Below are 11435 nucleotides of genomic sequence, written 5' to 3'. Positions count from 1 at the left end.
CCGCGACCGTGCGATCTGCGTCGGTGATGGCCCGGTCGAGCTGGATCCGGGCCATCTGCAGGTCGACGAGGGTCTTGTTGACGCCCTCCCGCTTGACCGCGATGTCCTGACGGGTGGCGTCGAGCCGGGCGGACGCGTCCGCGACCGCACGGATCAGACCGCTGATGTCTCCGGGCGAGGTCGCCGGGACCTCCTGGGCCGCGACCACCGGTGCGTGGACCACGCCCGACGCGGTGCCCAGGACGAGCGCCGCCGCGAGGAGGGCGCGTCCGGGCGTCCGGACCGGGCCCCGACGTCTCCGCGCTCCCGGAGCGCGGCTTGATGAATGGTCAGGCTTCACGTTTCACCTTCCGATAACCGCACGAGGATGCGGCTGACCGCGCGACCCGCACGGCGGGACGCGTCACCGAGGAGGGTGAGGTTCGGGTGATGCCTTCCCCTGCGCCACTAGAGCCTCATACCAACTCGGCAGAACCGATGGTTCCTCTAGCACCGTAGGTCACAGAAGTCCCGTCCGGAACATTGGACGGCAAAATACACTGCTGTAACTCTAATAACGCGAGAAAACCCGGCGTGTCGGGCGATGGGGAGAAGAGCGTCCGTCAGCGCAGACGCTGCCGGAGATCGTCAGCGCAGGCGCCGCCGGAGGGCGACGACGAAGGCGACCGCCACGACGATCGCCAGCACGAGCACGACCGCCGAGAACGCGCCCCAGGGCGGGGCGGGGGCGGTGACCTTGTGCGCGAAGACGGAGGCGGAGGCCACCGGGTCGAACTCCTCCCAGGCGTCGTCCTGACCGGCCTCGAGCTTGTGGCGGGGGATGGTGTCGCTGGAACTGCCGACGAAGACCGGGGTCCGGACCAGGATCGTCCCCTCGTACTCCTCGTTCAGCAGGGCGGCGAGGTCGCGGGCGTCCGTGTAGACGGCGGCCGGGGCCTCGGTGTAGACCACCTTGAGATCGAGCCCGCGGTCCCCCGCCTCGGTGACGACGGTCCGCAGTCCCTCGACGAACGGCTCCGGGGCGGAGACCCCGTCGTCGGCCAGGTCCCGGGACACGGCCTCGAAGTCGAGCCACTGCGGGACCTCGCCCTCCTGCAAGGACATCACCGGCTCGGCCTCGTAGGCGAGCGTGGTCACGGAATCGTCGGAGTTGTCCACGGCCGACATGGTGCCATCTCGTCGTCGTCGAACCGAATACGCGCGCCGGACGGCGCGATACCCGCTCCGCGCCCCCCACCTTCGGGCGTGCCGGAACCTATACAGAACGAGCGTACTGGTAAATTGGTGACCGCAACCGGGCGCGAGGGTCCACAATGGGTCCTGTGTCCGCCCCCGGCGTTGCCGCCCGAGACACGCGGCGACACCGGGAGGGATGACGAATCGACATTCACACCACGAGTGGAGCTGACGTGACAGCAAGCATTGACAGCTTTGGCGCCAAGGGGACCCTAGAGGTCGGCGGCCAAGCCTATGAGATCTACCGCCTCTCGGCGGTCGAGGGAGCCGCCAAGCTCCCTTATTCCCTCAAGGTCCTCACCGAGAACCTGCTGCGCACGGAGGACGGCAAGAACGTCACCAAGGCGCACATCGAGGCCCTGGCCGGTTGGGACCCCTCCGCCGAGCCCGACACCGAGATCCAGTTCACGCCCGCCCGCGTGATCATGCAGGACTTCACCGGTGTCCCCTGCATCGTCGACCTCGCCACCATGCGTGAGGCCGTCAAGACCCTCGGTGGCGACCCCGACAAGGTCAACCCCCTCGCGCCGGCCGAGATGGTCATCGACCACTCCGTGATCATCGAGTCCTTCGGTGGTCGCGACTCCTTCGACAAGAACGTCGAGATCGAGTACCAGCGCAACGAGGAGCGCTACCAGTTCCTCCGCTGGGGTCAGGGCGCCTTCGACGACTTCAAGGTCGTCCCCCCGGGTACCGGCATCGTGCACCAGGTCAACATCGAGTACCTGGCGCGCTCCGTGATGGTCCGGAACGGGCAGGCATACCCCGACACCTGCGTGGGCACCGACTCGCACACCACCATGGAGAACGGTCTCGGCGTCCTGGGATGGGGCGTCGGCGGTATCGAGGCCGAGGCCGCCATGCTCGGCCAGCCCATCTCCATGCTCATCCCCCGCGTCGTGGGCTTCAAGCTCACCGGGTCGATCAAGCCGGGCGTCACCGCCACGGACGTCGTCCTGACGATCACCGAGATGCTGCGCAAGCACGGCGTCGTGGGCAAGTTCGTGGAGTTCTACGGTGCCGGCGTCGCGGCTGTGCCCCTGGCCAACCGCGCCACGATCGGCAACATGAGCCCGGAGTTCGGCTCCACCTGCGCCATGTTCCCGATCGACGGCGAGACCATCGACTACCTGCGCCTGACGGGTCGCGACGAGGAGCAGCTCGCCCTGGTCGAGGCTTACGCCAAGGAGCAGGGCATGTGGCTCCACGCCGACGCGGAGGAGCCCGTCTTCTCCGAATACCTGGAGCTCGACCTGGGCGACGTCGTCCCGTCGATCGCCGGACCCAAGCGTCCGCAGGACCGCATCGAGCTGGCCGACGCCAAGAGCGCGTTCCGCAAGGACATCCACAACTACGTGGACGCCGGCGTCAACCCCCTCGGTGACACCGAGAAGGGCCGGATGCAGTCCGAGGGCGGTGCCCCGTCCGACAACACCGGGACCGCGACCCTCTCGCACGCCGAGGAGGGCTCGGTCCGGGCCGACGCCTCCGACGGCTCCGAGGGACGTCCCTCCAAGCCCGTCGAGGTGTCCGTGGACGGCACCGAGATGGTCCTGGACCACGGCATCGTCTCCATCGCCTCGATCACGTCCTGCACCAACACGTCCAACCCGTCGGTGATGATCGGCGCCGGGCTCCTCGCGCGCAAGGCGCACGAGAAGGGCCTCAAGGCCAAGCCGTGGGTCAAGACGTCGATGGCGCCGGGTTCGCAGGTCGTCACCGAGTACTACGAGCGGGCCGGACTCTGGCCGGACCTGGAGGCCCTCGGCTTCTACCTCGTGGGCTACGGCTGCACCACCTGCATTGGCAACTCCGGACCGCTGCCGGAGGAGATCTCCAACGCGATCCAGGAGCACGACCTGACCGCCACCGCGGTGCTGTCCGGTAACCGCAACTTCGAGGGCCGGATCAACCAGGACGTCAAGATGAACTACCTGGCGTCCCCGCCGCTGGTCATCGCGTACTCCATCGCCGGGACCATGGACTTCGACTTCGAGGCCGACTCACTGGGCAAGGACACCGACGGCAACGACGTCTACCTCAAGGACATCTGGCCCTCCACCGAGGAGATCGAGGAGACCATCAAGGCCTCGATCTCCTCCAAGGAGTACACGTCCAAGTACGCCGACGTCTTCGCCGGCGACGACCGCTGGCGTGGGCTCAGCACCCCGGACGGCAAGACGTTCGAGTGGGACGCCAAGTCGACCTACGTGCGCAAGCCCCCGTACTTCGACGGGATGCAGATGGAGCTGACCCCGGTCGAGGACGTCAAGGGCGCCCGCGTCCTGGCCAAGCTCGGCGACTCGGTCACGACCGACCACATCTCGCCCGCGTCGACGATCAAGCCGGGCACCCCGGCCGCGCAGTACCTCGACGAGAACGGTGTGTCCCGTCAGGACTACAACTCGTTCGGGTCGCGCCGCGGCAACCACGAGGTCATGATCCGGGGCACGTTCGCCAACATCCGCCTCCAGAACCAGCTGCTGGACGGTGTGACGGGCGGCTACACGCGCGACTTCACGCAGGAGGGCGCCCCGCAGGCGTTCATCTACGACGCCGCGCAGAACTACGCCGCGCAGGGCACGCCGCTCGTGGTGCTCGGTGGCAAGGAGTACGGCACCGGGTCCTCCCGCGACTGGGCGGCCAAGGGCACCAGCCTGCTCGGCGTCAAGGCCGTCATCACCGAGTCGTTCGAGCGCATCCACCGCTCGAACCTCATCGGCATGGGTGTCATGCCGCTGCAGTTCCCCGAGGGCGAGTCGCACGAGACCCTCGGCCTGGACGGCACGGAGACGTTCGACATCACCGGGATCGAGGAACTGAACAACGGCACCACGCCCAAGACGGTCAAGGTCACCGCCACCAAGGAGGACGGCCAGGTGGTCGAGTTCGACGCCAAGGTGCGCATCGACACCCCCGGCGAGGCGGAGTACTACCGCAACGGCGGCATCCTGCAGTACGTGCTGCGCAACATGATCAAGGGCTGATCACCTCCACCCCGACGGCGGTGCGCGGTAACTCCTGGTGAGACAGGGGGAACCGCGTACCGCCGTGGTGTATCCGTAGGAAGGTTGTGAGATGCCCAGGGTCAGTCAGGACCACATGGACGCCCGGCGTCGGGAGATCCTGTCGGGGGCGCGCGAGTGCTTTGCCGAGTTCGGGTTCGAGGGCGCCACGGTCCGACGTCTGGAGGAGACCACCGGTCTCAGCCGCGGTGCGATCTTCCACCACTTCGACGACAAGGACGCCCTGTTCCTCGCGTTGGCGCACGACGACGCCGCGGCGATGGCGGCCACGGTGGCCGAGCAGGGTCTGGTCCAGGTGATGCGGGAGATCCTGGCCGACCCCCACGAGTTCTCGTGGCTCGGGACCCGACTGGAGATCGCGCGACGGATCCGCACCGATCCGGCCTTCCGGGAGCGGTGGACCGACCGGCAGGCGGAGCTCGACGAGGCCATCCTCGCCCGCCTGCGGGAGCAGAAGGACTCCGGGAGGATGCGGACGGACGTTCCCGATGACGTGCTGCGCGTCTACCTCGACATCGTGCTCGACGGACTCATCACCCACCTCGCGACAGGGCGCGGCACGGCTCACGTGAGCGCGATGCTCGACCTGGTGGAGGCCTCGCTGCGTACCGGTCGCGAGTGATCCCGGGACGGGCGTACGGTGGGGCGCATGACCGATTCGACACCGCAGATCCCGCTGATCGACCTGGGCGACGGCCGTGCGATCCCCCAGCTCGGCTTCGGTACCTACCAGGTTCCCCCCGCCGACACCGAGAAGGTCGTCTCGGACGCACTCGAGGCCGGGTACCGGCACCTGGACACCGCCCAGATGTACGGCAACGAGGACGGGGTGGGTCGCGCGATCGCGGCCTCGGGGATCCCGCGTGACGAGCTGTGGCTCACCACCAAGCTCAACAACTCCTTCCACGAGCCCGCCGCCGCCCGCGACTCCGCCGAACGCTCACTCGAGGCCCTCGGCGGCCGGATCGACCTGTTCCTGGTGCACTGGCCGCTCGCGATGCACGACGACGTCGCCCGCGTCTGGGAGGCCATGGAGGGCATCCGCGCCGACTTCGCGGTGGACTCGATCGGGGTCTCCAACTTCACCCCGGCCAACCTCGCGCGACTGTCCGAGGCGGGCCTCAGCACTCCCTCCGTCAACCAGATCGAGTCGAACCCCTACTTCGTCAACGACGAGGTCCGCGCGGCGTGCGCGGACCGCGGGATCGCAGTGGAGGCGTGGAGCCCGCTCGCGCAGGGCGCGGTCTTCGGCGACCCGCAGCTCACCGCGTTGGCGGAGCAGGTCGACCGCTCGGTCTCCCAGGTCGTGCTTCGCTGGGTGCTCCAGCGCGGGGACATCGTCTTTCCCAAGTCCTCGAGCCCCGAGCGGATGCGTCAGAACCTCGACGTGTTCGACTTCGAGTTGAACGACGAGCAGATGGCCTCGATATCGGCCCTGCACAACGGCACTCGCTCCGGCCCGGATCCGGACACCTTCGACTGGCGAGGCTGAGGATCCCGGCTCACTCCTCATCGAGAAGAGCGTTCCGGACATGTTTCGTTCGAGCCAGGTGCGCGGAACGCCCTTTTCGACGGTGAACCCGCTCGCCTCGCCCTAGAGTCTGTCCATGACCACCACACGGGCGCACGGCGAGGCCGCGCGTGACGACGGCCGGTCCGCCGGGCGTCCCTCGGGCCGGATGCTCGCCTCGTACGCCGCCGGCAGCGTGGGCACGGGCGCGTTCAGCACACTGCCGGGGCTGGTACTGGCCTACTACCTCACCGACTCGATCGGGGTCGCCGCCGCGGTGGCGACGGTGCTGGTGCTGGTGCCCAAGGTGATCGACGTGTTGGCCTATCCGCTCATCGGGGCGCTCTCCGATCGCGCCTCGCACCGCACCGGATACCGGACGGGCCTCATGCTGTTCGGGGCGCTCGCGCTGCCCCTGCTCTTCGTGGCCACCTTCTCGGCTCCCACGCAGTGGGGCACCGCGCTGGCCGGTGTCTGGGTCATGGGCTTCTTCCTGCTGGCCTCGTTGGCCTTCTCGTGTTTCCAGGTCCCCTACCTCGCCCTGCCGGCGGAGCTGACGGGCGAGTCGGCGGTGCGGGTGACCATCCTCGCGTGGCGCGTCGCGGTGCTGGCCGCGACGATCCTCGTGGTGGGGGGCGGTGGTCCGGCGCTGCGCGAGGCGGCCGGCGGTGGGGCGACGGGGTACGTGGTGATGGCCGTGGCCGTGTCCGCCCTGATGCTCGGCGGCATGCTGTGGGCGACGCTCGGATCCGCCCGGCGCACGGTCCTGCGGGCGGACGCACAGGTCGGTGATCTGGGCCGGCAGTACCGCGACGGGCTCGACGCGCTGCGGGTGACCCGGCCGTTCCGCCTGCTGGTGGGCCTGTTCTGCCTGCAGGCTGTGGCCACGGCCGTGATGCTCGCGGGTGGCCAGTACGTCGCCACCTACATCCTCGGCAACGAGGCCGCGTTGACCGGGCTGTTCCTCGCGCTGATCGCCCCCGCGCTGGTGGTGATGCCCCTGTGGGCCCGCCTGGCCCACGCCCGGGGCAAGGTCCCCGCTCTGGCGGCCGCGACCATCCTGTTCACCGTGTCCGCTCTCATGCTCATCCCCGCAGGTGTGTGGCCCGGGATGTGGGTGCACGTCCCCGTGGCGTTCGCGGGGGTCGCCTACGCCGGGATGCAGGCTCTGCCCATGTCGATGCTGCCCGACACCACGGACATGGACCGCGAGCTGGGTGGCCGCCGTCGCAGCGGCGCGATGAGCGGGCTGTGGACGGCGTCCGAGACGGGATCCATGGCGCTCGGGCCCGTCGTGGTTCTGGCGCTGCTCGCGGTGACCGGCTTCCGCTCGGGCGGCGTCGCCGATCAGCCCGAACCGGCCCTCTGGGGCATCATCCTCGGTTTCTCCCTGGTCCCCGCCCTCCTGACCGCCGCGAGCCTGCTGGTCATCCGGGCCCTGGGACGCGAACACCCGAACTGGACGGAGCCCGCATGACAGTCGAACCACCGGACACCGATCCCCTGGACGCCCTGATCGCCCGGAGAGGTGAGGCGGCCCTCGAGACGCTGGCCGCGCTGCGGGCGTCGGATCCGCCCACGACCGGCGGCAGGGTGCTCTCCTACGTCTACGACTCGGGCGTGGAGGGCGTGGACCGGTTGGCCGTGCGCGCGGCCGGTCTGGCGCACGGGGTCAACGGCCTGGACCCGACCGTGTTCGGGTCGGTCGCACGGATCCACGGCGGGATCGTCGCAAGGGTCCGCACGATCCTGGGCGGGGACGCCGGAGACGGTCCGGGTGACGACGACGAGGTCCACGGGGTCGTGACGTCGGGCGGCACCGAGAGTTGCGTGCTGGCGTGTCTGGCGGCCCGGCAGGTCTCGGGGCGTGCCCCCGGCAGCGGCGGGACGATCGTCGCCCCGGTGACCGTGCATGCGGCGTTCCGCAAGGCCGCCCACATCCTCGGGATGCGGTTCGTCGGCGTCGAGGTGGACCCCGCGACGGGCCGGGTGGCCGCCGAGGACCTGCTGGCCGCCGTGGATCACGACACCTGCCTGGTGGTGTGCTCGGCCTCCTCCTACCCCACCGGTGTGATCGACCCGGTGGAGCAGGTCGCGGCCGGTCTCGACGCGCACCACGACCCACGGATCGGGCTGCACGTGGACGCCTGCCTGGGCGGGCTGGTGCTCCCCTTCTGGCCGGGCGGGGTGGGATCGACCTGGGACCTCCGGATCAGGCGCGTCACCAGCATCTCGGCCGATCTGCACAAGTACGGGTTCGCCCCCAAGGGCACCTCGGTGCTGCTCAGCCGGGGCCGCGCCAGGCACCGTGCGTCCTGGTTCTCCACCGTCGACTGGCCGGGGTACCCGGTGGTCAACCCCACCCTGTCCGGGTCCAAGCCTCTCGAACCCGCGGCCGCCGCGTGGGCCGTGCTCGAGGCTCTGGGCGACGACGGTCAGTTCGAGCTCGTGGCGCGCACCGCCCGGGCGACCGGGCGCCTCGTGGAGGGGTTGGCCGGCATCGAGGGACTGCGTGTGATCGACTCCGACCCGGGACCCCTGATCGCCGTGGTGGCCGACGGGTCCGTGGGAGACGCCCGACGTGTCCACCCCCACCTGTGGGCGGACGAGTGCGGTCGCAGGGGCATCGCCGTGCAGGCGCAGCCGGCCTACCGTCAGGAGCGGGGCGCGTTGCCGTCGTCGTCCCACCTCACCATCACCCCGGTGACCGAACGCCTGACGGACGAGATCCTCATGGTGGCCCACGCGGCTGCTGATGCGGTACGCGGCATGCCCGACCCGGCGCCCCCGGCCGCGTTCGCCGACGTGCTGGCCGCGCTGGAGGCCGGCGCCCTCTCCCCTGGCGACCTGCTCACCCTCCCCGAGGGCGATGTGCACGCGATGGTGTCCGGCGTGCTCGCCGGCGACGACGGGGACGACGGCGGGATGGCCGCGCTGCTCGCGGCGATCGAACGCCTCCCGGCCGAGGTGGGTGCCCGGCTGGTGCGGGCGTACCTCGCCGCCGTGATGGAGGGGTGAACGCGAACCGCCCCCCGACCGGAGTCGGGGGGCGGCGCGGGGCGTGTGGTCCCGGTGTCAGACCAGGACCGTGTCAGACCAGGACCGCGATGGCGACGTTGACCACGCCGAGGACGCCGGCGATGGTCGCCAGGGTCCCGGTGCTGCCCGCCGCCCTGGCCTCCTTACGGACGCCCACCACCGCGACGACCAGGATGACGACCGCGACGACGAGCTTGATCCCGATCTTCATGTGATTGAGGTCCACGTCCTGCATCTCGCGCAGACCGACGAGCAGCAGACCGGTGACCACCTGGAGGATCGCGCCGTGCAGGATCGCCTTGTTCATGTGAGGCGCCTTGATGGTGGCGAGCCACCCGCCGATGATGCCGGCCAGGCCGATGAAGTGCAGGATCAGAACGATGTCGAAAACGATGTCCATGTGGACAAGTGTCTCAAACGCACTGGTCACAGTAGTTGCTAAGGATCACCTAACCGGTGACGGAGGGTCAGCGGTGCACGAGCGTCGCGAACACCAGCAGGGCGATCCCGCCGAAGACCATCACGCCGAATGACACCCACCGTGTGTCCCACCCGAGCATGCGTTCGTACACATCGGTGACCTTTCGTGTGGCGACGGGGAATCGGGACCACACCCACGCGAGGAGGACGAACGGTGCGACCAGGGCCAGCACGAAGACGAGATAGGCGCACAGCCTGAGTACGGGATCCGAGCTCACGCTCTCGACCAGACGGCCGGTGAGATACATGATCGGGAGGGTGGTCAGACCGATGATCGCCGAACTGAACCCGAGCACGAACAGGGCTGCCGGCGGGGAGTTCTGATCGGGTGCGCGCTCGGGACGCTGCGGGCGCACGGGCACGACCCGCAGCCACACCACCATCGCACACGCCGCCACCAGCAGGACCACACCCACGACCAGGTCGACGACGTGGTTCTCCACCACCGCGTCCCCGCGCTGGCGCACCTGGTCCACCAGGTTGGCGGGATTGACGCCGTGGAGAAGCAACCCGAGCGCGGTGGCCCCCGACGCCAGACCCGAGAGCAACCATGTCAGACGCGCGCGCACGTTCCGGTTCCTCGCGAGGATGTCGGCGGTCGCCCCATACAGTGCGGGGCTCAGGCCCAGCGCCAGACCGAACCCGACGAGTGTCGGGACGGCTGCGATCCATCTCGCCACCTCGTGCATGTGCTCCCATTCCGTCGTCTCGACAGTAGTACCGATTGGGCGCCGTCCCGTTCGCGGCCGTGATTAGGATAAGCGGACGGTCACCAGACCCGAGAGGACCATGATGCGCGTACTCGTCACCAGTTCCAGGAACACCTTCGCCCTGGACATCATCCGCAAGCTCGGGAGCCGTGGCCACACCGTGGTGGCGAGCGACACCTATCCGGGCGCGACGGGCAGTCACTCCAAGTACCTCGCGGGTCACGCCGTCACGGCCTCCCCCCGCTACGACACCGACCAGTTCATTCGGGACGTGAGCCGGATCGTCTCCGCATACGACATCGACCTCATCATCCCGACCTTCGAGGAGGTCTTCTACCTCGCCGCCCGGGTCGCGGACCTGCCCGAGGGGGTGACGCTGTTCGGCGGGAGCTTCGCGAAACTCGCGCAACTGCACGACAAGGCGAGCTTCCAACGCCTGGTGGAGCGGTCAGGGGTGCCGATCCCCGAGACGACCGTCGCCACCGACCACGCCTCGCTCGTGGCCGCGATCGAGAAGTACCCGCGCTACTTCGCCCGGGCGGCGTTCTCGCGAGGCGGCGTGGGTCTGTTGACCAACACCGGGCCGCTGGCGGGGAAGATGTCCGTCGACGACTGCCACCCCACCGAGGAGCAGCCGTGGCTGGTGCAACCGTTCGTCGACGGCCCGATGGTGTGCACCTACAGCACCATCGTGGACGGCCGGGTCACCTCGCACTGCACCTACCGCGCGCCCGAACAGTGGGCGCACAGCACGGGGATCACCTTCCTCGCCGTGGACAGCACCGACACCCTCGACTACACGCAGCGCATCGTGGACGCGCTCGACCCGGGGTTCACGGGCCAGCTCTCCTTCGACTTCGTCGACAACGACGGTCAGCTCTACTCCATCGAGTGCAACCCACGCCCGACCAACGGCGTCATCCTGCTCGAGGCGGAGCAGCTCGAACAGGCGCTCACCGGCCGGAACCCCGAGGCGTTCGTCGTCGAACCGGGCGTCGAACGTCAGATCAGCCTGGCCGTCCTCGCCGACGCGTTCGCAGAGCCGCTCAAGCACCTGCCCACGTCGCTGCACGACCTGCTCCACGTGAAGGACGTCGGTTCGGGGTGGCACGACTCCTTCGCCATGATGTGGAGCCCCGCGACGCTCATCCACGGTGCCAAGCTGAGCCACGGTCAGCGCAAGGAGTTGTTGGGCGCTCTGGGCGACGACATCGTGTGGAACGGAGAACCCATCACCGGGATGAGCGCGGCTGACGCCGCGGCGCTCGAGGATGTCCACGAGCAGCGGGTCTGACAATCGCGCGAGCGGCTGCCATGGCCGCGCCGGTGCTCCGGTCGGTGCGGAGGTGACCCGGGGCCGAGGGTTGGTGTCGGCGCTGGCCCGCGGCACCGCGGGGATCCGCCGCGTCAGGCGGCCAGCCGACGACACCGGGC

General features: G+C 69.3%; 9 protein-coding genes and 1 pseudogene. 6 read left to right on the top strand and 4 right to left on the bottom strand.

The features are described from left to right. Positions 1-340: pseudogene (locus G6031_RS10545) on the bottom strand (hypothetical protein); the annotation flags it as partial. A 287-nt stretch (positions 341-627) separates the two neighbouring features. Then, positions 628-1167, bottom strand: a complete 540-nt coding sequence (locus tag G6031_RS10540; protein WP_187700278.1) for a DUF6676 family protein — start codon at positions 1165-1167, stop codon at positions 628-630. Between the two features lie 242 nt (positions 1168-1409). Between G6031_RS10540 and acnA the strand changes: the two genes are divergently transcribed. From acnA to G6031_RS10515, 5 genes are all read left to right on the top strand, one after another. After that, positions 1410-4223, top strand: a complete 2814-nt coding sequence (acnA, locus tag G6031_RS10535) for an aconitate hydratase AcnA (RefSeq protein WP_179525300.1) — start codon at positions 1410-1412, stop codon at positions 4221-4223. Positions 4224-4314: 91 nt separating this feature from the next. Then, positions 4315-4884, top strand: a complete 570-nt coding sequence (locus G6031_RS10530; RefSeq protein WP_179525301.1) for a TetR/AcrR family transcriptional regulator — start codon at positions 4315-4317, stop codon at positions 4882-4884. A 27-nt stretch (positions 4885-4911) separates the two neighbouring features. Beyond that, entirely contained in the window at positions 4912-5754 is an 843-nt protein-coding gene (locus G6031_RS10525; RefSeq protein ID WP_179525302.1) for an aldo/keto reductase, read from the top strand. 115 nt (positions 5755-5869) lie between these two features. Further along, on the top strand, positions 5870-7249 hold the full coding sequence (locus tag G6031_RS10520) for an MFS transporter (RefSeq protein WP_182653228.1): 1380 nt from the start codon (positions 5870-5872) through the stop codon (positions 7247-7249). After that, entirely contained in the window at positions 7246-8790 is a 1545-nt protein-coding gene (locus G6031_RS10515) for an aminotransferase class V-fold PLP-dependent enzyme (RefSeq protein ID WP_182653227.1), read from the top strand. Before G6031_RS10520 ends, G6031_RS10515 begins: the two co-directional genes overlap by 4 nt. Before the next feature lie 73 nt (positions 8791-8863). Here G6031_RS10515 and G6031_RS10510 read toward each other — a convergent pair whose 3' ends face one another. Both G6031_RS10510 and G6031_RS10505 read right to left on the bottom strand, forming a co-directional pair. Beyond that, positions 8864-9211: a hypothetical protein gene (locus G6031_RS10510; protein WP_182609287.1), complete on the bottom strand. Its 348-nt coding sequence runs from the start codon at positions 9209-9211 to the stop codon at positions 8864-8866. A 67-nt stretch (positions 9212-9278) separates the two neighbouring features. Continuing rightward, positions 9279-9980 (bottom strand): GAP family protein, encoded by a 702-nt coding sequence (locus G6031_RS10505; RefSeq protein ID WP_017836792.1) that lies wholly within the window; start codon positions 9978-9980, stop codon positions 9279-9281. A gap of 103 nt (positions 9981-10083) precedes the next feature. Here G6031_RS10505 and G6031_RS10500 point away from each other — a divergent pair, with 103 nt between their 5' ends. After that, complete coding sequence (locus G6031_RS10500) at positions 10084-11295, top strand: carbamoyl-phosphate synthase large subunit (protein ID WP_241737295.1); 1212 nt, start codon at positions 10084-10086, stop codon at positions 11293-11295. Positions 11296-11435 lie beyond the last annotated feature (140 nt).

The sequence above is a fragment of the Dietzia sp. CQ4 genome (assembly GCF_014145125.1).
Lineage (GTDB): Bacteria > Actinomycetota > Actinomycetes > Mycobacteriales > Mycobacteriaceae > Dietzia > Dietzia natronolimnaea.
Note: the sequence above shows the minus strand (reverse complement) of the source record. Positions and strands in the feature narration are given on the sequence as shown.